The sequence below is a fragment of the Castellaniella hirudinis genome (genome assembly GCF_042651965.1).
Classification (GTDB): domain Bacteria; phylum Pseudomonadota; class Gammaproteobacteria; order Burkholderiales; family Burkholderiaceae_B; genus Castellaniella; species Castellaniella hirudinis.
In genome coordinates, this window is sequence record NZ_JBHSDY010000011.1 from 103,402 (window position 1) to 124,297 (window position 20,896).

At 62.7% G+C, this 20,896-nt stretch carries 21 protein-coding genes; 13 read left to right on the top strand and 8 right to left on the bottom strand.

Annotated elements, in window-relative coordinates:
- Positions 1–9: 9 nt before the first annotated feature.
- The 6 genes from ACFO0J_RS16945 to ACFO0J_RS16970 all read right to left on the bottom strand — a co-directional run bounded on the left by ACFO0J_RS16945 (position 10) and on the right by ACFO0J_RS16970 (position 6,207).
- Positions 10–321, bottom strand: a complete 312-nt coding sequence (locus ACFO0J_RS16945) for a YkgJ family cysteine cluster protein (RefSeq protein WP_376814270.1) — start codon at positions 319–321, stop codon at positions 10–12.
- Positions 314–1,978: a dynamin family protein gene (locus tag ACFO0J_RS16950; RefSeq protein ID WP_376814271.1), complete on the bottom strand. Its 1,665-nt coding sequence runs from the start codon at positions 1,976–1,978 to the stop codon at positions 314–316. The genes ACFO0J_RS16945 and ACFO0J_RS16950 overlap by 8 nt, the downstream gene beginning before the upstream one ends.
- Entirely contained in the window at positions 1,978–3,753 is a 1,776-nt protein-coding gene (locus ACFO0J_RS16955; protein ID WP_376814272.1) for a dynamin family protein, read from the bottom strand. The genes ACFO0J_RS16950 and ACFO0J_RS16955 overlap by 1 nt, the downstream gene beginning before the upstream one ends.
- 4 nt (positions 3,754–3,757) lie before the next feature.
- On the bottom strand, positions 3,758–4,318 hold the full coding sequence (locus ACFO0J_RS16960; protein ID WP_376814273.1) for a hypothetical protein: 561 nt from the start codon (positions 4,316–4,318) through the stop codon (positions 3,758–3,760).
- Between the two features lie 14 nt (positions 4,319–4,332).
- Complete coding sequence (locus tag ACFO0J_RS16965) at positions 4,333–5,205, bottom strand: GTPase (protein WP_376814274.1); 873 nt, start codon at positions 5,203–5,205, stop codon at positions 4,333–4,335.
- 195 nt (positions 5,206–5,400) lie between these two features.
- Positions 5,401–6,207, bottom strand: coding sequence for an outer membrane protein assembly factor BamD (locus tag ACFO0J_RS16970; protein WP_376814373.1), 807 nt, complete (start codon positions 6,205–6,207; stop codon positions 5,401–5,403).
- 88 nt (positions 6,208–6,295) lie between these two features.
- Here ACFO0J_RS16970 and ACFO0J_RS16975 point away from each other — a divergent pair, with 88 nt between their 5' ends.
- The 8 genes from ACFO0J_RS16975 (at position 6,296) to ACFO0J_RS17010 (ending at position 13,293) form a co-directional block, all read left to right on the top strand.
- Positions 6,296–7,273, top strand: coding sequence for an RluA family pseudouridine synthase (locus ACFO0J_RS16975; RefSeq protein ID WP_376814275.1), 978 nt, complete (start codon positions 6,296–6,298; stop codon positions 7,271–7,273).
- Positions 7,254–8,168, top strand: a complete 915-nt coding sequence (gene pgeF, locus ACFO0J_RS16980; RefSeq protein ID WP_376814276.1) for a peptidoglycan editing factor PgeF — start codon at positions 7,254–7,256, stop codon at positions 8,166–8,168. The genes ACFO0J_RS16975 and pgeF overlap by 20 nt, the downstream gene beginning before the upstream one ends.
- A gap of 175 nt (positions 8,169–8,343) precedes the next feature.
- Positions 8,344–9,966, top strand: coding sequence for a PHA/PHB synthase family protein (locus ACFO0J_RS16985; RefSeq protein WP_376814277.1), 1,623 nt, complete (start codon positions 8,344–8,346; stop codon positions 9,964–9,966).
- A gap of 36 nt (positions 9,967–10,002) precedes the next feature.
- A complete protein-coding gene (gene phbB, locus ACFO0J_RS16990; RefSeq protein WP_376814278.1) occupies positions 10,003–10,740 on the top strand; it encodes an acetoacetyl-CoA reductase in 738 nt (245 codons plus the stop codon).
- A 2-nt stretch (positions 10,741–10,742) separates the two neighbouring features.
- The gene (gene phaR, locus ACFO0J_RS16995; protein ID WP_376814279.1) at positions 10,743–11,318 is read left to right on the top strand and encodes a polyhydroxyalkanoate synthesis repressor PhaR; all 576 of its coding nucleotides are present in this window, start codon (positions 10,743–10,745) and stop codon (positions 11,316–11,318) included.
- Positions 11,319–11,480: 162 nt separating this feature from the next.
- Entirely contained in the window at positions 11,481–12,017 is a 537-nt protein-coding gene (locus ACFO0J_RS17000) for an iron transporter (protein ID WP_376814280.1), read from the top strand.
- 37 nt (positions 12,018–12,054) lie between these two features.
- Positions 12,055–12,411, top strand: a complete 357-nt coding sequence (locus tag ACFO0J_RS17005; RefSeq protein WP_376814374.1) for a cupredoxin domain-containing protein — start codon at positions 12,055–12,057, stop codon at positions 12,409–12,411.
- A gap of 21 nt (positions 12,412–12,432) precedes the next feature.
- Positions 12,433–13,293 carry an FTR1 family iron permease gene (locus ACFO0J_RS17010; RefSeq protein ID WP_376814281.1) on the top strand — a complete coding sequence of 287 codons (861 nt, stop codon included), beginning with the start codon at positions 12,433–12,435 and terminating at the stop codon, positions 13,291–13,293.
- Positions 13,294–13,347: 54 nt separating this feature from the next.
- On the opposite strand, the gene ACFO0J_RS17015 is transcribed toward ACFO0J_RS17010, so the two are convergent.
- Complete coding sequence (locus ACFO0J_RS17015) at positions 13,348–14,361, bottom strand: zinc-binding alcohol dehydrogenase family protein (protein WP_376814282.1); 1,014 nt, start codon at positions 14,359–14,361, stop codon at positions 13,348–13,350.
- A 77-nt stretch (positions 14,362–14,438) separates the two neighbouring features.
- On the opposite strand from ACFO0J_RS17015, the gene ACFO0J_RS17020 reads away from it, so the two are divergent.
- A complete protein-coding gene (locus tag ACFO0J_RS17020; RefSeq protein WP_376814283.1) occupies positions 14,439–15,857 on the top strand; it encodes a 4Fe-4S binding protein in 1,419 nt (472 codons plus the stop codon).
- 29 nt (positions 15,858–15,886) lie between these two features.
- Here ACFO0J_RS17020 and ACFO0J_RS17025 read toward each other — a convergent pair whose 3' ends face one another.
- A complete protein-coding gene (locus ACFO0J_RS17025; protein WP_376814284.1) occupies positions 15,887–16,780 on the bottom strand; it encodes a LysR family transcriptional regulator in 894 nt (297 codons plus the stop codon).
- 100 nt (positions 16,781–16,880) lie between these two features.
- Here ACFO0J_RS17025 and ACFO0J_RS17030 point away from each other — a divergent pair, with 100 nt between their 5' ends.
- The 4 genes from ACFO0J_RS17030 to ACFO0J_RS17045 are packed head-to-tail and all read left to right on the top strand — an operon-like array spanning position 16,881 to position 20,863.
- Positions 16,881–18,035 (top strand): mandelate racemase/muconate lactonizing enzyme family protein, encoded by a 1,155-nt coding sequence (locus ACFO0J_RS17030; RefSeq protein ID WP_376814285.1) that lies wholly within the window; start codon positions 16,881–16,883, stop codon positions 18,033–18,035.
- A 49-nt stretch (positions 18,036–18,084) separates the two neighbouring features.
- Positions 18,085–19,059, top strand: coding sequence for a DctP family TRAP transporter solute-binding subunit (locus tag ACFO0J_RS17035; RefSeq protein ID WP_376814286.1), 975 nt, complete (start codon positions 18,085–18,087; stop codon positions 19,057–19,059).
- Positions 19,056–19,568, top strand: a complete 513-nt coding sequence (locus ACFO0J_RS17040; protein ID WP_376814287.1) for a TRAP transporter small permease — start codon at positions 19,056–19,058, stop codon at positions 19,566–19,568. The genes ACFO0J_RS17035 and ACFO0J_RS17040 overlap by 4 nt, the downstream gene beginning before the upstream one ends.
- 11 nt (positions 19,569–19,579) lie before the next feature.
- Positions 19,580–20,863 (top strand): TRAP transporter large permease, encoded by a 1,284-nt coding sequence (locus ACFO0J_RS17045; protein ID WP_376814288.1) that lies wholly within the window; start codon positions 19,580–19,582, stop codon positions 20,861–20,863.
- Positions 20,864–20,896: the final 33 nt, after the last annotated feature.

A 20,896-nucleotide genomic window follows, 5' to 3' on the forward strand; every position in this document is an offset into this window, starting at 1 on the left:
TGCAGGAGTTCAGTCTGGAGCAGCCCCTGATCCAGGGGCGGTGGGCGTGTCATCCAGGGCCTGCAGCGTTTTGCAGCCCCGGGTGTTCAAGGCCACGAATGCTTCCCACGACATGAGCGGCTGATAGTGCAAAGCGTATTGCCGATCGACGCGGCAGATATCGGGCCGTTGATCATAGATGCGGCACTGGCGGGTGGTCTGCTCGTAGAATTTGCAGACCCCATCGCCGCGATCCAGGTCTGCGGTTGCCGCCAAGTTGCCCACGTGCTCGCAACACTTGCCGCATTGCGAGCAGGGGAAGGGCGCCCGTGCATCAGGCATGGCTTTTCAGCATGCGCAGGGCGTCATCAACGTGGGCGAGGTCCTGGCTGACGGCCTGTTGCTGAGCGCTGAGGCTTTCGCGCATGGTCGCCAGACTATTGTTCACCTGGGTGAAATGGCTTTGGATATGGTCATCCACCATCTTGGTGCTGGCGGTGCTGAATTCCCAGGCCAGGCTCTGGCAGACATCCCGGATGGCTTCTTCCTGACGCTCTCGGGCCTGCTCTTGCTGGCGCGCTTCATCGCGCAGACGGGTTTCTTCGGGGTCGTCGCCCAGCAAGGATTTGCCCACTTGCCAAGCCGTGAGTACGGCTCCCAGAGTAGGCATCACTTTACTGAAAACCTGTCCGGAGATTTTGTTCATCGTCGCTGGGCCGATCCCCTTGAAAAGTGCTGGGAGCAGCTCTTTGCCCACCTGCATGGCCTGGACGAGATGTTCAGGCTTGACGATAGCGCTCAGTTGCTGCAAGCCGAGTTGAAGTTTGGCAGGATCAATCGTCCAGGATTCTGTCTGCCCGAGAGGCTGGCCGTTGGGTGCGCTGGTGTTCGGGCTGTCGACATGAGGAGCGTGGGTTGCCCCGGGGATCGACACCGATTCTTGCAGCGTATTCAAGAGCCTGGCTGAATCCGCCATCAGGCTGTTCAGTCCGACTTCCAGTTCGTGGGCGATTTCGGCATGGGCCGTCTGCACCAGGGATTCAATCCCCGCTTGCGCCTGTGCTGGATCCGCAGAAATGAGGGAAAACGCCTTTTTCTCGATCAAGGCTGTCCTGATTTCAATCAGGTTTTTCAGCACGCTTCTCAGTTGCGTCTGGCGATCCCCCATCTGCTTGAAGAACTGATTGACTTCTTCGATCGAAGCATCCTGTGTTTGAGCCTTGCTTTGGGCTTTGATTTTTGCGAGCGTGGCTTCCAGAAAGATGACCAGCTCGGACACGAAGCCCGCCGTGATGGCGGTATCGTCAATCGAGTCCAGAAATTGGTTCAATTCGGCTTCAAAGCGGGGAAAGCCAGAGCGCGCCAGCAACGCTTGCTTTTGTTCGAGCTTGGCTTTCAGCGCAGTCTTGGCATTGACTTCCAGGATGGGGATGTCGGCCAGGATGTGGTTCAAGCCGTCTTCTTCTGCCAGTTCCTGAATGCGTGTGCGCAATTCGTTCTTGATGCGCTCGGCATCCTGGGGTTCCAGGGCGTGTTTGCAGTTCAACACCACAAAGACCTGCTTTTTGCGCGCGATCAGTTTCAGCAGCGTGTTCAGGGTCTTGGCTTCTTCGACCACGCCCAAGGGGTTGACCACGAAAATGACGGCATCGGCTGAGTACAGCTGTGCCTCGGTGATTTGCTGATGTTCAATGGGCGCATCGATCCCCGGGGTGTCGAGGATCTCGTAGTTGCGCCACCGGTAGCCTTGGACGCGGGCGGTTTCTGGTTTGTCTGCAATCGGGGCGCGGTCTTCTTCGCCCAGCAGCGCATTGATCAAGCTGCTTTTGCCCGCGTTGTAGACCCCGTAGACCATGATGGTGGCGCTGGGGGACTGGCGTTTGTCAGCCACCATCTTCTGGATGGTCTGATAGCTGGCGTCCGAGCGGTAGCGTTGACAAATATCTGCTACCTGGTCGAAAGCGGCATAGGCTGTGGAAAGTACGGTGTTTTGCATCATTAATCCTTGCTCAGGTCGTCCAATTGGCGGGACAGCGAACTGATCTCTGACTTGAGTGAGGTGCAGTAAGTCAGCATGCTGTCGCGTGTGGGGGCGTATAGTTTTTCGACGGTGGCGTGCAATATATTCGGGAAACCATCTGCGTAAATCTGGATGGCCGAGGTTCGGCGCTCTTCGATGTTGTCACCTACCACGACTTCGTGGGTTCGATAGTCGCTCTTGGCCGATGATCCTGCCAGCCCGGCCGAACTGCCCAGAGATGCGCCTAGCGCAGCGCCTGCGGGGCCGCCCACCAGAAAGCCGATCCCTCCGCCCAGGAGGGTGCCGCCCAAAGAAAACCACTTTTTATTGCCTTTCCGGACGCCCGCGAAATATTCTCGCGTTTCCAGTTGTTCTTGGTATGCCGGGATTTTGGCCAGGCTGCTGGCCTTGAAGGCGTCTTTGAAACGGTCAGCTTGCTGTTGAGCGATTTTTTCGATGATCTGCAGCGTCAGGGGCTCAAGAACTTCTACCAGTTTTTTGCTGACGAGCGTGTCAACATTCTGGGGATTGCCCTGGTTGAACAACTGATTGATGTAGCTGCTCATCTGCCGCCTTCCCTCTTGGCCAAGAGACCGCAGGTCTTTTTCGATCTCATCCTCTTGGGTGTCGATTTCTTGGGCAAACTGATTGATCAGGGTCTTGATGCCCTCAAGATCGTTTTGTGTCGTGCGGATGGAACTGCGCAGCGCGCCCATGGGGGCATGCAGTTTCAGCTTCAGTGCTTCGCCTTCGGCAATGTCCTTCAGTTCTGTAAAAAGACGGCCCATGCCGCTGTCAGCAATGGCTTGCGATGTGGGATTGATTTCCGCGTAGCGGGTCGAGATTGGCAGCACGTCAGCCAGTACGCTGTCAGGCAGATTGTGCTGCGTCTTGAGCTTTTCCAGCTCATCGCTGACATACGTGATTTGGCTTTTTTGGGCATGGTCGCTTTTCATGATGACCGTGGTGATCACATTGCCCTCGCTGTCTTCGTCCTCATCTGTGGTGTCGCTGCCGGTCAGCAGCACCATGAATTTTTTATGGCCTGTCAACAGGTTTGTGATTTCTTTCATGTCGGATGCCCGGCCCGGCGCATTTGAGTGCATGGTGTACAGGATCAGGTCGGCATGTTGCACATATTCTTTAGCCAGATCACCATTTTCGTTATTGACCGAGTGCAGCCCGGGGGAATCCACCCAGGTCAGGCCGGGCAGTGTGAATCCCTGGATGGTGCTGGTGGCCTCTGTCGCACCGACGCGAAATTGCTGCTTGTGGATGGCCTCGTTTTCCTGATCGCCACTGGCCACGCTGGTCTTCTGTGTCGCGAAATAGTCGGGCCGCAATGTGGCCTGGGCTTTCATCACGGCTGTCGGGTCGCTGTGTCCCCAGGCCATGTAGTTGCCCAGAGAGCTTTTTCCGGATTTGACCTTGCCATAGATGAACACCAGCAGGCTGTCGTTAAAGCCTGCACGAAATTCTGTGCCTTTTCTGCGTGCGTCAACCTGGTCTTCCCAGACTGCGAACTGTTTATTGACACTATCGCGAGTTTTTTCGATGGAGTCATGCAGCGGGTTTTCCGGGCTGACAGATCGCTCCAGTTGATCACTCAGTTCCTTGTTTCTATCTTTGAAGGTAGTCCGCAGCCCATCGAACTTCGATGCCTTTTCTGCGATATCGGATTTCTGCAACGAGAATTTTTTCTCAAGATGATGGAACGCTGCAATCAGATCATCGCGTGTGGTGTTATCGTGCATTGAATTAATCCATTCCCATTAGTTTTTGCCGCATGCCTGCATATTTTTTCAGACGTGCAGAGGCTTGCTTGAACTCGATCCATGCCGTTTTGTCGGCGCCCTGCAGTTCGTAGCTTTCTTCCCGGATGGATTCCAGGGCCAGCAGATTGCGGACGAGCGCCTCCTGTTGTGCGTCGGTGTTCGCGCCCCCAGCGGTCTGGAAGGACAGGATCGTCGTGACGGCCTCGGCGTAGTCGGAACTTGAAACCAGGTTGGTGTCCGCCAGAGCGTCTTTGAGTGTGGATGCCTTGACGGCAGCAGGAATGCCGCTGACTGGCAAGTCCAGCGTTTGTGCTGCTTGCTTGAACTGCCGGGTGGCTGTGGATCTCAGTTCAGTCTTCAGGTTGCTGATTTTTTCCCTGAGGCTGTTGCGCTGGCGTTGTTCTTCCGCCTCGCGCTCTTGGCGGCGACGTTCTGCTGCGCCGTCATCACTCGATGAGGAGGGCTCATCGTCGTCACTCAGGGCCTTGACGACCGCGCCGACGGCAAGTGCAGCGCCTGCGGCAATCAACCAGGGAAGTGCCATGATCTGTCCTTTGCTTAAATATTTTCAAGTTCGCGCTGGGCGCGAGCGATGGCTTTTTCTGTGTGTTGATACTCGTCACGCAGGTTTTGCATGATTTTGTTGAATCGAACGACCTTCTTTTGATAGATTTTCTTGATCTCCAGCATCCGGGCCTGTTCAGAGGCCATGGCTTGGCCCAGTCTGTCGAGCAGTTCATCCTTCTTTGCCTGTGCTCGTTGGGCACGCAACTGTTCCTGGTCAGGCTGGATGTCCTCAACCAATGTCTCCAGGTGTTCCGCCAGTTCCGGGATGCCGCTCTTTTTGATCAGGGTTTGCTTGTTTTCTGCCGCCCCTTTCTGGTAGCGCGTGTTGGACAGCAGAAAGCACTGGGGCATGATGCCAAAGCCTTTTTCGATCTGATCCAGTACCCGGTCGCGGATCTTTTCAAGGGCCTGGTCCTTGTTTTTGTCCAACTGCGTCAGCACAATGATCAGACGCCGATCTGCTTCAGCACCGTATTCCAGGCAGATCTGGTCCAGGAAACGGATTTCCTCCTGGTCCAGCTCGCCTTGCGGGGCATGCACGAAAAGAATCACATCGGCGGAATCCAAACCTTTGTAGGCTTCCTGGGTGTCCTCGTCATCGATGCCCAGGCCCGGTGTGTCCAACAGGATGTAGTGATCGGTTTCCAGCTCCTGGTTCACACGCGTGGTTCGGACGTCACCGGTTTCAAAGTATTCGTCGGTGACGTGTCCCGACAGCATGTTCAGCAGCGAGCTTTTCCCGGCTTTGACCAGCCCCCAGGCGGCCACGCGAGGCTTGGTGTTTTGCGCGCTGCTCCCATGGATCAGTGCTTGGTACTCTTTCTGGAGTGCTTCGAGCGTGCTGCTTGAATTGGCATCAACCATGAAATCCCTGTGAATGTATCTTTTGTGAAACCAACGTAACTCGACGTTTTTGCGAGTCTACACCAGGGCCGCGACAGCTTGTGTCGCACGGTCTCTTTTCTGGGAAAACGAGGTCGGGCGCGGCCGGGCGGAGCCGGCCGCAGATACAAAAACGGCCGAGGATTCACTCGGCCGTGGGACTGACTCGGAGAGTCTTTAGAACCAGTTGATCGGATTCCAGTGATTGACGGGCTCGTCCAGGCCCTGCTTGTAGTATTTGCTGTCCGGGAAGTTGTGGTCGAGCACGCGCTTGGCGTCGTCGCGCAGTTCCGGCAGGTTCAGCTTGTCGTAGCTGAGCATCATCAGGTACAGGGCTTTTTCCGCGACGGGCACGCCTTCGAAGTCGGTGACCACGGTCTGGGCGCGGTTGGCCGCGGCCACGTAGGCGCCCCGCTCGTAGTAGTACTGGGCGATGTGGACTTCGTTTTCGGCGATGGTATTGACCAGCCAGGCGGCGCGTTTGCGGGCGTCGGGCGTGTAGCGGCTGTCGGGGTAGCGCTTGATCAGGTCATTGAAGGCTTCGTAGGATTCGCGCAGGCCCTTGGGGTCGCGCTCGCTGGGATCCTGGCGCGTGACGCTCGACAGGATGGCGCTGGGCGGCGTGAAGGTGATCATGCCCTTCAGGTACAGCATGTAGTCCGTACCGGGGTGGTTCGGATATTGCTGCATGAAGCGGTCGATCGCGGCCTTGGCCTGTTCGGGTTCCTCGTCCTTCCAGTTGACGTAGGCCTGGTCGATCAGGGACTGCTGCGCATAGATGCCGAAGGGGTAGCGGGCCTCCAGGGCTTCCAGGTTCTTGCGCGCATCGGACCAGTTGCCCGAACTGATGTCGGTGCGGGCCTGTTCGTAGAGGCGTTCAGCGCTCCAGCCGGCGGTCGGGTCGACGTTGCCCTTGGTCGAACTGCAGCCCGCCGCCAGGGCCATGCACAGGCAAGCCAGGATCAGCCGGAGGTGGGTTGACAGGGCTTTGGGGAAAACGAAGGCATGCACGGGCACGGAACGTCCTTGATCAAGGTGTTAGCATTGTCGGCAGATTATATGATTTGTCGCCATGCCGTACACGGATATCGCCACCGAAGACTCCGGCCCCGATGCGCCCGAGGTGTTCCACCTGCCGCTCGAGGTCCTGCCGGACCGGCTGGACAAGACGCTTGCGCGCCTGATGCCGCAGCATTCGCGCAGCCGCCTGCAGTCCTGGATCGAGGACGGACACGTCGAGGTGGATGGCGTCGTGGGCAAGATCCGCACCCGGGTGGGGCCCGGCGCCTTCATCCGGGTCTGGCCCCAGCAGGCGCCCGAAGACCTGGCTTTCGTCCCCGAGGACGTGGCCTTTCGCGTCGTGGATGATTCCCCGGACTGGATCGTGGTGGACAAGCCTGCCGGTCTGGTGACCCATCCGGGCGCAGGCAACTGGCACGGCACGCTGCTCAACGGCCTCTTGTTTCGCTATCCTGAGCTGTCCCGCGTGGCCAGGGCCGGCATTGTCCACCGGCTGGACAAGGACACCTCGGGGCTGCTGGTCGTGGCGCGCACGGAAATCGCCCAGACGCAGTTGGTGCGCCAGCTGCAGGCGCGCACGGTCAAGCGTGAATATTGCGCGCTGGTGCACGGCACGCTGGCGGGGCAGGGCACGGTGGATGCGCCGATCGGCCGTGACGCCCGCGTGCCGGTCCGCATGAGTTCGGACCGACCGGTGGCGCCCAAGCCCGCCGTCACCCATTACGCCTCCCAAAGCATCGGGCGCTGCGGCGACCTGATCGTGTCCCAGGTGCTGTGCCGCCTGGAGACCGGCCGCACGCATCAGATCCGCGTCCACATGGCCCGCCTGCGGCATCCCCTGTTGGGCGACACCCTGTACGGCGGACGGCTGGAGGCCGGCGCCACGCGCCAGATGCTGCATGCGCGGGCCCTGGGTTTTGACGATCCCGTCAGCGGGCGGCCCTGCGCCTACACGGCGGAACTGCCGGACGATTTCCGCCGTGTGCAGGACGGCATCCTCTGGGAACGCAATGGCGACGACGCTGCTTGAACCCGTCCCCGGCCTGCGGGGCGTGACGGGCGAACCCTGGACCGGGGTGCGCTATTTCTCGACCTGGCGCGTCGGCGGCGTCAGCCGGGCGCCTCGGGACAGCCTCAACCTGGGGACGCACGTCGGCGACGACCCGGCCGCCGTCCGGGAAAACCGCGCGCGGTTGCGGCGCGCCCTGCCGGGCGAGCCGCTCTGGCTGGAACAGGTGCATGGGACGGCGGTGGTCGATGCCGATGCGGTGCCGGTGTCCGAGCCGGGCGGGATTGCGGCGGCAGGGCTTGATGCGTCTGCTTCGCGTGCCGGTGCCGGAGCGATTCCCTGCGCCGATGCCGCCGTGACCGCGCAGCGCGGCCGGCCCCTGGTGATCATGACCGCCGACTGCCTGCCGGTGGTGTTGGCCGACGCGGCCGGCACCGTGCTGGGCGTCGCCCACGCAGGCTGGCGCGGACTGGCGGCCGGGGTGCTGGAAAACACGCTGGACGCCCTGCGCCGCCGGGCGCCCCGGGCGTGCGGCTGGCGCGCCTGGATCGGCCCGGGCATCGGGCCGCAGGCCTTCCAGGTCGGGCCGGAAGTGCGCGAGGCTTTTCTGGATCAGGATGCCGGGCTGTCGGATTGTTTTGTACTTCAGCCCGACCATTTTGCCGCCGGGCCGCCCCAAGGCAAAATGCGCCCCCTGGGGGGGCAGCAAGCGGGCGAAGCCTGCGCAGCGTGGGGGTCTGATGACAGGCGGTGGCTGGCCGATCTGGCAGGCTTGGCGCGCGCCCGTCTGCTGCGGGCTGGCGTGGCGCATGTGGAAATCAGCGGCGAATGCACCTGGACGCAAGCGGATCGGTACTTTTCTCATCGCCGCGATCCTGGGTCGGGCCGGCAGGCGACCCTGGCGTATCTGGTTTGAATGCGGGGCGGGGTATTTTTTGATCTATGTCAATATTTGAGCAATGCCGATGCCGGCATGCGCCTTATTCGGGCTAGCGACTTACCCGAATTGACGCGATTTGCCAGAATGACAGAATAGATAAAAGGATGGCTCCGGGCGATTTCGGGGCCCCGGCAGTACAAGGGATGGTGGAATGGCTGATCGGAACACAACACAAAAGCGTGCGGCGCCCGGGGTCGCTCCCGCTCAATTGGCAGCCATTCAGACAGAATTTACTCAGGCATGGCAGTCGCTGCTGGCACAGTTCCAGCAAGGCGCGCTGACGCCGCCCGCCGACCGGCGTTTCTCGTCGGACGCCTGGGCCGGCAGTCCCCATGCGCTGTTTTCGGCGCACGCCTATCTCATCATGGCCGACGCGATGCAGCGTCTGGCGCTGGCCGCCGATCTGGACGATTTCGCCCGCGAACGCCTGAAGTTTTCGGTCATGCAATGGACCGAGGCCGCGTCACCGTCCAATTTCCTGGCGTCCAATCCCGACGCCCTGAAAGCCATGGCCGACAGCGGGGGCGAATCCCTGCAGCGGGGACTGGCGAATCTGGTGCGCGACATCACGCGGGGCCGCATCACGCAGACCGACGAATCCGCCTTTGCGCCGGGCGAAAGCCTGGCCATGACCCCGGGGACGGTGATCTACGAAAACCCCTTGATCCAGCTCATCCAGTACCGCCCGCAGACGGCCAAGGTCCGCCAGAGGCCGCTGCTGATGGTGCCGCCCTGCATCAACAAGTTCTACATCCTGGACCTGCAGCCGGCCAATTCCCTGGTGCAGCATGCCGTGCAGGCCGGCTTCGAGGTCTTCATGGTGTCCTGGCGCAATCCCTTGCCCGGGGACCAGGACGGCATCGAACTCAAAACCTGGGACGACTACGTCGAGGACGGCGTGCTGCAGGCCATTCAGGTCGTGCGCGACGTGACCCGCCAGTCGCAGATCAATGCGCTGGGCTTCTGCGTCGGCGGCACGCTGCTGTCCACCGCCCTGGCCGTGGCGCGCGCCCGGGGCGAAGACCCGGTGGCTGCGCTGACCTTGCTGACCACGTTCCTGGATTTCCGCGAGACCGGCATCCTCGACGTGTTCGTCGATGAACAGCATGCCCGCGCGCGTGAACAGCAACTGGGCGAGGGCGGCCTGCTGACGGCGGGCGAACTGTCCACCACCTTCTCGTTCCTGCGGCCCTCGGAACTGGTCTGGAACTATGTGGGTTCCAACTACCTGATGGGCGAATCGCCGCGCGCCTTCGATCTGCTGTCCTGGAACGCCGACGGGACCAATCTGCCGGGGCCGTTCTTCACCTGGTATTTCCGCAACACCTACCTGGAAAACCGCCTGGAAACCGGCCAACTGCGCGTCTGCGGTGAGCGGGTCGATTTGCGTGCCCTGGACATGCCGGCCTATCTGTATGCCTCGCGCGAAGACCACATCGTGCCTTGGACCTCGGCCTATGCCTCGACGCGCTTGCTGAGCGGGCCGTTGCGCTTCGTGCTGGGTGAATCCGGCCACATCGCGGGGGTGGTCAATCCGCCCGAACGCGGCCGGCGCGGTTATTGGTCCCAGGACCAGGATGCCGTGCCGTCGGGCGATCCCGAGACCTGGCTCGAACAGGCGGACCACGCCAAGGGCAGCTGGTGGCCCGACTGGCTGGATTGGCTGGCTGGGCATTCCGGGGATTGGAAGGCGGCCCGCCGCACTTTGGGTAATCGAAGGTACTCTGCCATAGAACCCGCCCCCGGGCGCTATGTCAAAGTCAAAGCAGTCTGATTCAAGTCGAGAAAGCAGTCCAAAAAGGAGAACATCATGAGCGGCAAACTGGCTTACGTGACGGGGGGCATGGGCGGTATCGGAACATCGATCTGCCAGCGTCTCGCAAAAGAAGGCTTCACGGTGGTGGCCGGTTGCGGACCCAGCCGGGATCACGCCAAATGGCTGGCCGAGCAGGCTGCGCTGGGCTACAAGTTCAACGCTTCGGTCGGCAATGTGTCCGACTGGGATTCCACGGTCGAGGCCTTCGTCAAGATCAAGGAACAATTCGGTCCGGTCGATGTGCTGGTGAACAACGCCGGCATCACCCGCGACGGCCTCTTTCGCAAGATGAACCAGGAAGACTGGCGCGCCGTCATCGACACCAACCTGAACAGCCTGTTCAACGTGACCAAGCAGGTCATCGATGACATGGTGGACCGCCAGTGGGGGCGGATCATCAACATCAGCTCGGTCAACGGCCAAAAGGGCCAGTTCGGCCAGACCAACTATTCCACCGCCAAGGCCGGCATCCACGGCTTCACCATGGCGCTGGCACAGGAGGTCGCCAGCAAGGGCGTCACCGTCAACACCATTTCCCCGGGCTATATCGGCACCGACATGGTGCGTGCCATCCGACCCGACGTGCTGGAAAAGATCGTCGCCACCATCCCGGTCAAGCGTCTGGGCACGCCGGAAGAAATCGGCTCCATCGTTGCCTGGCTGGCATCCGATGATTCAGGCTTTGCCACCGGGGCGGATTTCTCCCTGAACGGCGGCCTGCACATGGGTTGATCATGGCACGGAACACCACTTCTTCTCCCCAGGCGGAACGGCTGATCAAGAAATATCCGAACCGCCGCCTGTACGATACGCAGTCCAGCGCCTACATCACGCTGGCCGACATCAAGCAGCTCGTCCTGGAAAACGCGGTGTTCAAGGTCGTCGACGCCAAGACCGGCGACGACCTCACCCGCAGCATCCTGCTCCAGATCATCCTGGAAGAGGAATCCGGCGGTGTGCCCATGTTCTCGGCCGAGGCTTTGGCGCAGATCATCCGTTTCTACGGCCACGCCATGCAAGGCGTGATGGGGACGTTCCTGGAAAAGAACATCCAGGTGCTGATGGACATTCAGGATCGGATGGCCGAACAGTCCCAGGGTCTGTACCAGCAGCATTTCGGGCCCGAGGCCTGGGCCCAGCTGATGAACATGCAGACGCCGGCCTTGCAGAACATGATGAATAACTACATCGAGCAAAGCCGCGGCCTGTTCATCCAGATGCAGGATCAGATGCAGGACCAGACGCGCAACATGTTCTCGGCCTTTCCGTTCCCCGGGCAGCCGCCCGAGGGCGGAAAAAAGAAGAAGTGATCGCAGGCCGGGCGAAACGCCCGGCCTGCGATCACCGTCGGACTGATCACGGGGCCGATCGCCGGCACGATCCCGAATTTTCTTGATTCAGCTCCATTTCCGGGCGATCTCCCGGTGCTATATTAACGAGAATCATTCTTCTTACTAGCACGGAGATCGTTCATGATGAACAAGCTGCTCGTCGCGCTGGCCGGCATCGGCCTGGCCTCTTCCGCCTTGGCGGCCGAATACCCCATCGGCGAACCTAGCGAACTCAACGGCCTGGAGGTGGCGGCGGTCTACCTGCAGCCCATCGAAATGGAGCCGGCCGGCATCATGCGCGCCGCGAAGGACTCCGACGTCCACCTGGAAGCCGACATCCACGCCACGGCCGACAACAAGAACGGCCTGCCCGAAGGCGCCTGGGCGCCGTACCTGAACATCCAGTACGTGCTGCAGAAGCAGGGCAGCGACAAGGTCCTGAAGGGCGACCTGATGCCCATGGTGGCCAACGACGGCCCGCACTACGGCGACAACGTCAAACTCGAAGGTCCGGGCAAATACAATCTGACCTTCATCGTCGGTTCGCCCGAAACCGCGCACAACAACCACTTCGGCCGCCACGTCGACAAGGAAACCGGTGTGGCGCCGTGGTTCAAGACCTTCGAGGTCAAGTACGAGTTCGTCTATGCCGGCACCGGCAAGAAGGGCGGCTACTGATCGCGGGATGTGGGTCATGACCATGACACGGATCCGCATGACGCGTCTGCGCACCTGGCTGGCGCTGGCGGCCCTGGTCGGCGCGGGCTGGCTGGCGCCGCTGCAGGCGGCGCGGGCCGACGAGATGCCGGTCTACACCTTGACCTTCAAGGCGAACGGCACCTTCGAGCCGACCCGTCTCGAAGTGCCGGCGGGCCGATTCAAGATCATCCTGGTCAACGAAAGCACCGAAGCCGTCGAATTCGAGAGCCTGCCGCTGCGCAAGGAAAAGGTCCTGGGGCCGGGGGTGACCTCGTTCGTGGTGCTGTCCCTGTCGCGGCCTGGCGAATATCCCTTCTTCGACGATTTCCATCCCCAGGTGAAGGGCACCCTGGTGGTGCTGCCCAAGCCCTGATCTTCGCACCTGCACCTCATCATGGAACAAGTCGCCTTCATCGTCTGGCGTGAAAGTGTCGAGGCCCTGCTGGTCGTCGGCATCCTCTATTCCTGGCTGCGCGCCTCGCCGGAAGGCCGGCGCGGGCTGCCTTGGCTGTGGGGCGGCGTGGGCGCCGGGCTGCTGCTGGCCGGCGCGCTGGCCCTGGTGCTGCTGGGGATCGCCTCCTGGCTCTCCGACGAGGGGCAGGAATGGTTCCAGGCGCTGATGGCGCTGGTCGCCTGCGGGCTGGTGGTCCAAATGGTCGTCTGGATGCGCGCCCACGGGCGCGGCCTGAAGCGCGAACTGGAATCCGGCGCGGCGCAGCAGATCGGCGGCGACCATTGGTGGGGGCTGCTGATCCTGGTGATGATCGCCGTGGCCCGCGAAGGCAGCGAGACCGTGGTCTTTCTGTACGGCACCGTCTTGTCCTCGCAGGCCTCGGGCGACACCGGCGCGATGGTCCTGGCCGGTCTGGGCGGGTTCGCGGTGGCGCTGCTGACCTTCTGGCTGCTGCAACTGGGCGGGCGGATCATCACCTGGCGGCGCTTTTTCAAGCTGACGGAAATCCTTTTGCTGCTGCTGGCCGGCGCGCTGCTGATGTCGGCCACGGACCGGCTGATCTCCCTGGGCGTGCTGCCGGCCCTGATGGATCCGGTGTGGGACACGTCCTGGCTGCTGGAAACCGAAGGCGGGCTGGGCAAGATCCTGGCCGATTTCGCCGGTTACCGCGCGTATCCCGCCTTGTCGCAAGTGCTGATCTGGCTGGCGTACTGGGGCGCGGTGGCCTGGCTGCTGCGCCGCGCTTCGCGCGCCGCCTCGCCGGCCGTCGGCGGGCGCGTCAAAGCGGGCTCGGCGGTATAAACGATTGGGCAGCGGTGTGCGCCGATGCGATTCCGCTGCCCCGTCGCGCCGGCCTCAGAAGCCTTCCAGCACGATCTTGCCGCGCGCGCGGCCGCTTTCCAGCAGGGTGTGCGCCGTGCGCAGGTTGGCTGCGTTGATCGGCCGCAGGGTTTCCGTCAACGTGGTGCGCAGCCGGCCCGCGTCCACCAACCGGGCGACTTCGTCCAGCAGCCGGCCTTGCGCCGCGATGTCCTCGGTCTCGAACATCGAGCGGGTATACATGAACTCCCAATGGACCGACACGGACTTGCGCTTGAACAGCTTGATGTCGATGGCCTCGGGATCATCGATCAGGCCCAGGCGGCCTTGCGGCGCGATCAGCTCGGCGATCTGCGTCGCATGCCGGTCGGTCGCGGTCGTCGAGAAGACGAAAGCGGGACGGCCGAGGCCCAGCGCTTCGATCTGCCCGGCCAGGGGCCGGCTGTGATCCACGACGTGGTCCGCACCCAGGGCCTCGACCCAGGCCCGGGTTTCCGGGCGGGATGCGGTGGCGATGACGGTCAGGTCCGTGAGCGCTTTGACGAGCTGGATGGTGATCGAACCGACACCGCCCGCACCGCCGATGATCAGGATGGCGTCGGCCGCGCCGGGCACGGGGCGCCGCACGTCGAGCCGGTCGAACAGCATTTCCCAGGCGGTGATGGCCGTCAGGGGCAGGGCGGCTGCCTCGGCGTTGCCCAGCGCGCCGGGCTTGCGGCCGACCAGGCGTTCGTCGACCAGATGGAATTCACTGTTGGCGCCCGGCCGGGTCAGCGCCCCGGCGTAGAACACCTCGTCGCCGGGCTGGAAGCGTGTGACCTCGCGGCCGACTGCCGCGACCCGGCCGACGGCGTCCCAGCCCAGGACTTTCCACTGGCCCGGTTCGGGAGAGACGTTCTTGCGGATCTTGGTATCGACGGGATTGACGGACACCGCTGCGATTTCGACCAGCAGGTCGCGGCCTTGCGGCGTCGGGCGGTCCAGTTCGATGTCGACCAGTGCGTCGTCGCGTTCGAGGGGACCGGCCTGCCGGTATCCGATGGCTTTCATGGGACAACTCCTGTTTGCTTGGATGAGGGGATGCGTGGAGAATACCGCCTTGTCACATGGCGTGTAGGCTTGGCTGCATGATTTCGTCGCATTCGTTTCGTTCCGGTGTCGCGCACGCGGGGAATTTCCTGCGTGATCACCAACGCGCGATCCGCGGGATCCAGTGGGCCATCGTCGTCTTTTACGTCGCTTTGCTGGCGATTCCGGCGGCCATGCCGCTGCCGGACCGCACGGCGTCTGTCTTCAACAATCTCACCATCGTGGCTCAGTTCGCCTTCTGGGGCGTCTGGTGGCCGTTCGTGCTGCTGTCCATCCCCTTGTTCGGCCGCGCCTGGTGCGGCTTGTTCTGTCCCGAGGGGGCGCTGACCGAATGGGCCAGCCGGCATGGGCGCGGCCGGGCCATCCCGCGCTGGATGCGCTGGGGCGGCTGGCCCTTCGTGGCCTTCAGCCTGACCACGATTTACGGCCAATTGGTCAGCGTCTACCAGTATCCCTGGGCGGTCGCCGCGGTGCTGGGCGGCTCCACCGTGGCCGCCATGATCGTTGGCTGGCTCTATGGGCGCGACAAGCGCGTCTGGTGCAAATATCTGTGCCCGGTCAATGGCGTGTTCAACCTGTTGGGCAAGCTGGCTCCCTGGCATTACCGGGTGGATGCCGCCGCCTGGCGCGCGCCTGTGCGGCGCACCGAATCCATCAATTGCGCGCCCCTGCTGCCCCTGCGCAATATGCAAGGCGCGGCCGAATGCCATATGTGCGGGCGTTGCAGCGATTACCGGGGCGCCATCACCCTGACGCCCCGTTCGCCCGAGGCCGAGATCGTCCATGTCGCTGACGGCAGCGGCTGGCAGACGGCGCTGATCGTCTTCGGCCTGATGGGCCTGGCGGTGGGGGCCTTTCTGTGGAGCGCCAGCCCCTGGTTCGTATCGATCAAGCAGGCCGCCGCGACCTGGCTGGTCGGGCGCGATATCTTCTGGCCGCTGGCCGACAACGCGCCGTGGTTCATCCTGACGCATTACCCGGAGGTCAACGACAGCTTCAGCTGGCTGGACGGCGCCGTCATCCTGTTGTTCATCGGCGGTGCGGCCGTGATCGTGGGCGGCGCCGTGTTCTGCGGCTTGTGGCTTGCGGATCGTGTGCTGCCGGCGGCGCAGGCGCCCGGGGTGCGGGACGCGGATGGCCATCTGTTGCGCAGCCGCCTGGCGGGCGTGCACAAACTGGCCCAGGGACTGATCCCGGCGGCGGGCGTGGGGGTGTTCCTGGGACTGTCGGCGACGACGCTGACCTTGCTGCAGCACGAGGGCGTGCCTACCGGCTGGGCCAACGCGGCGCGCTTTACGTTGTTGACGCTGGCGCTGGCCTGGAGCCTGCGCTTCGAATGGCGGCTGGCGGGTCTGCGCACGCAGGGGCTGGTGCGCAGGCTGGGGGCCGTGGCTTTGGTGGCGGCCGGCCTGCTGCCGTTTTGCTGGGCCTGGGTGCTGTTTTTCGTGCGCTGGTGAGTGCCGTTTGCGTCTGGCGCGGCCCGGCGCTACTTCAGGTAATCCATTTCGCTGAGCACCGAAATGACGGTGCTCAGTACGGCATCGGCCTTGGGTTTCGAGCCTTGGCGGGGGTATTTGGCAAAGATCGGCGTATCGTCGATCTGGGGGCTTGACTGCAGGATGCGCACCCGGCCGGCAGCCAGCGCGTTTTCGGCCAGTTTGCAGGGATAAATGCCCAGGCCGACGCCCTTGTCGACCAGATTGACCAGCATCGAGACGCTGTTGCAGAAGTCGATCCGTTTCGGCGTCAGCCCCGCGCTGGCGAACCAGCCGATCATCTGCTGGTAGTTGATGGATCCGACCGGATTGGAAATGATCGGCAGCGTGGCGATGTCCTGGGGGCTGATGACCGCAGGCAGATCGAAGCGTGTTGCCGCGACCCAGGCCGCTTCCTGGCGGCCTAGAGGCTCCAGCTTGAACTGCTTGTGCTCGGAAGGATGCACGAGAAAGGCCAGGTCCAGCTTGAGGTCGTGCAGTTCCGGCTCGATCTGCGCGGACGTCGCCACCATCACTTCGGGTTGCAACCCCGGATGGTCGGCGTGCAGTCTGGACAGAATCTCGGGCAGGCAGACCATGGCGAAACCTTCGGCGAAGCCCAGGCGGATGGGGCCTGTGACCCGTTGCGCGCCGGCGTGCGCTTCGATGGTTTCGAGGCTGGCGAAGATGGTGTGGCATTCGTCCAGCAGATCCAGGCCGCGCAGGGTGAGCTTCAGGCCCCGGCCTGCACGCTCGAAGGGTTTGTAGCCCAAGGCGTCTTCCAGCCCTCGCAGGCGCAGCGAGACAGTGGGTTGCGCGAGGTGCAGTGTATGGGCGGCCTTGTCCACAGAACCATGGGTGGCGGTCCAATAGAACGCTTCAAGCTGGGCGAGAGTCAGGCGCATATATTTAAAATCCTGATGTTTCAGGCGTTAAATTCTTATTTGTTGCTTAGATTTCAAATAATTATAATCCGCAGTCAAGTCAGAGGCAGAGGAGCCGTCATTGATCTCGACCGCGGATACGATCGCCAGGATCGAAGGTTATTTCCTTCGTTGCGCCATGCCCGAGCCGGCCGGCAACGCATTGCGGGTGTTCAGCGAGCGGGCCGGGTTGCTGGTCCGGATCGTGACGGCGGGCGGGCAGGAAGGCTGGGGGGAAACCTGGGCCTATCCGCATGCCGCCGCCGCGTTGATCCAGCACCAGCTGGCGCCGCACGTGCTGGGTCGATCCATCACGAATCCGCGCGGCATCCACCAGGCCATGCTGGCCGCCGCCGTGCCTGATCGGCGCGGGCAGACGCATATGGCGCTCAGCGCGATCGATATCGCGGTCTGGGATGCGCTGGGGCGATCCAGCGGCAGATCCATCGCTGAACTGCTGGGCGGGGCGCTGCGCAGCGAAATCGACGCGTACGCCAGCGGTCCTTTATTGCCTGCCGGCGCAAACCGGTACGCGGGCTTCGAGCAGGCGGTCGAACGCTTTGTGGCAGACGGATTCCAGGCCGTGAAGATCCGGGTCGGCATCGGGTTCGAGGCCGATGTGCGCGCCATCGAGGCCGCCCGCGCCATCGTGGGCGCCGAGGCCCCGCTGATGATCGACCTGAACGAATCCTCCACGGTCGGCGATACGCTGGCGCTGGCGGATGCCACCACTGCATCGCGGCTCGCCTGGATCGAAGAGCCGGTCCGCCACGACAATACCGCCAGTTATCGACGGCTGGCGGAAAAGCTGTCGGTGCCCTTGTCGGGCGGCGAGTCTTTCTGTGGCGTCCAGGCCTTCCGGGATGTCATGGTGGACGGCGCTTTGGCGATCCTGCAGCCCGACCTCGCCATTTGCGGCGGCCTGACCGAAGCCATGAAGATCGCCGGTCTGGCCGATGCCTTTGATACGGCGATTGCGCCTCATGTCTGGGGCAGCGGCGTCAATTTTCTGGCCTCGCTGCAGTATGCGTCGCTCCTGAGCGGCTACGGCAAGAATCCCGGTTTCCCCCTGTTTGAATACGACAAGAGCCACAACCCCTTGCGTGCGGCGATTTTCGATCCGCGCCCCGATGGCCGGGGCCGGATCGCCGTCCCTGACGGTCCCGGTCTGGGCATTCCGATCCGGATCGAGACGCTCGGCGAGTACGTCACCGGGCGCTGGAGCATCAGCGCCTGATCGTTCATTTTCCTATCAGTGTCCATCTCAATAGCAGTCGGAGGAGATCATGAAAAAACTCATATTGGCGACATGCCTGGCCGCGGCGGCCTGGACGGGGGCGGCTGCGGCTGCCGATACGACGCTGTCGCTGGGCTTCGTCGGCGGGCCGCAGGCGCCCGAAGCCATCGCGATGAAGCAGTTCGCCGAGGAGGTCGCCACCCGTACGGAAGGGCGGATCAAGATTGAACTGCAGGGCGGCGGCGCGCTGGGCGGCGATCGCGAGGTCATCGAAAGCGTCCAGCTCGGGACGGTGGACATGGCGGTGCCCAGCACCTCCGTGGTGGTCAATTTTGCGCCGGAATTCGCGCTCTTCGATATTCCGTTCTTGTTCCGGGATTTCGATCATGCCGAAGCCGTCCTGTCCGGCCCCATCGGAGAGGAGATGCTGGCCCTGCTGCCCAAGAAGGGGCTGATGGGGCTGGCGTTCGGCGGGATGGGGTTCCGGGAGCTCACGAACAATGTCCGGCCGGTCAAGACGGTGGAGGACGTCCGGGGCCTGAAGATTCGCACGCAGCAAAACGAGCTGCATATTGCGGTCTGGAAGGAACTCGGCGTGCTGCCGACCCCCATGGCCATTCCGGAGGTCTACACCGCCCTGCAGCAAGGGGTTGTGGACGGTCAGGAGAACCCGGTCGGCGCCATCATCAATAATCGGTTCGGCGAGGTGCAGAAATACCTGAGCATGACCGACCATGCCTTCACGCCGCTGGTCCTGCTGATTTCGCCGTCCGCCTACGATGGGCTGTCCGACGCAGACAAGCAGATCTTCGTTGAAGCGGGGCGCAACGCCATGAAGCGCAATCGGGCCGAAGTGGAAGCCGTCCTGAAGACGGGCCTGGACACGCTGCGCCAGCAGGGCGTGGAAGTCATCACCGATGTCGACAAGGCGTCTTTCCGGGCGAAGCTGGATGGGCTCTATGCGAAATTCGCAGAGCGGTTCGGCAAGGATCGCCTGGATGCCATCCGTGATACGAAGTCATGAACGCCCGCACCTGGTCTCGCTGCTTTCTGGGCATCGAGAACACGCTGACCAGGACGGCGGTCGGGCTGGCGACCGCCGGCCTGGGGTTTGCTGCGCTGTGCGGTCTTTACCAGGTGGTCGCGCGGTTCGTCCTGCAGCGCTCGGCGGAGTGGTCTGAGCCGCTGATCCAGGTGACCCTGATCTGGATGGCGTACCTGGGCATCGCCGGAGCGCTGCGCTCCGGGACGCTCATCTCCGTGGACTGGCTGCTCAGTCTGAGCAAGGGCAGGATGCGCCGCGTCGTCCAGGGTGTGATCCTGGTCTGTGTGCTGGCCTTGTTGGGGTTCATCGCCTGGTATGGCGTGGCGCTGGCCATGCGCGTCCGGTTCCAGACCATTGCCGGGTTGGGGATCTCCACCAGCTGGGCCTATGCCGCATTGCCGGTCGGCGCGATCGTGTCGATGCTCTCCACGATTGCGCATGCCATTGCGCCGCGCGCCGATATCGATCACCAGACACAGAATACCTGAGGACAGACGCAATGCTGCTCGTGATGATCCTGCTCCTCGTGGGGCTGATGGCGCTGTCCGTGCCGGTGGCCGTCGCCATCGGTCTGGCGGGGCTGGTGGGCGTGGCCGCTTTTTCCAATCTGCCGTTGATCGTGCTGCCCCAGCAGGCGTTCATCGCACTCGACAAGTTTCCGCTGGCGGCCGTGCCGTTCTTCATTCTGGCGGGCAACCTGATGGCGGCGGGCGGCATTTCCCGGCGACTGGTCGATCTGGTGGAAAGCCTCATCGGCAATACCCGGGGCGGGCTGCCGGCGACGTGCATCGTCGTCTGCATGATCTTTGCCGCCGTCTCCGGCTCCAGCGTCGCCACGACCTATGCCATTGGCGCCATCCTGATTCCGGCCATGGTGGCCCAACGGTATCCGGCGGGCTTTGCGTCGTCGCTGCAGGCCACGGCGGCCGAACTGGGCGTCATCATCCCGCCGTCCATTCCCATGATTCTCTATGGGGTGGCCGCGAGCGCTCCGGTGGGCGACATGTTCGTGGCCGGCATCGGCCCGGGATTCCTGATTGCCGCGGCACTGATCGTGTTCGTGCTGGTCTGGTCCCGTTTCTGCTTCAAGCCCGGCGACATGCCGCCGAAGCAGAAGCCCCCGTTCCTGATGAGCCTGAAGCGGTCGGTCTTTGCGTTGTTCATGCCGGTCCTCATTCTGGGCGGCATCTACGGCGGCGTGTTCACCCCCACCGAGGCGTCCATCGTCGCCGTGTTCTATGCCCTGGTCGTCAGCATGTTCGTCTATCGTGAAATGCGCTTCATCACGATGGTCGACGTGCTGAAGCGATCGGCGCTGTCTGCGGCCATCATCATGTTCATCATCTCGATGGCGGGCCTGTTTTCATTCATCCTGACGCGGGCGGGCATTCCGACGGCGATCAGCCAGTGGATCGTCGAAAATTTCAATAGCGCTTTCATGTTCCTGCTGGTCGTGAACGTGCTGTTGTTCGTCATCGGGATGTTCGTCGAGACCTCCGCGTCCATCGTGGTGATCGCCCCCATCCTGGCGCCTGTCGCCGCGCAGTTCGGGATCGATCCGGTGCATTTCGGCCTGATCATGATCACCAACCTGGCCTTGGGCATGATCACGCCGCCGTTCGGCGTCAACCTGTTTGCCGCTGCGGCGGTGGGCAATGTGTCCTTGCACCGCATGATTCCCTATCTGGTGCCTATGGTCGGCGTCATTCTGCTGTGCCTGGCCCTGATCACCTATTTCCCGATGATCAGCCTCGGTTCGCTCTACCTTTTCGGGATCCGCTAGGCCGTCCCTCCCTATGGCTCCGGCCGGCCGGCG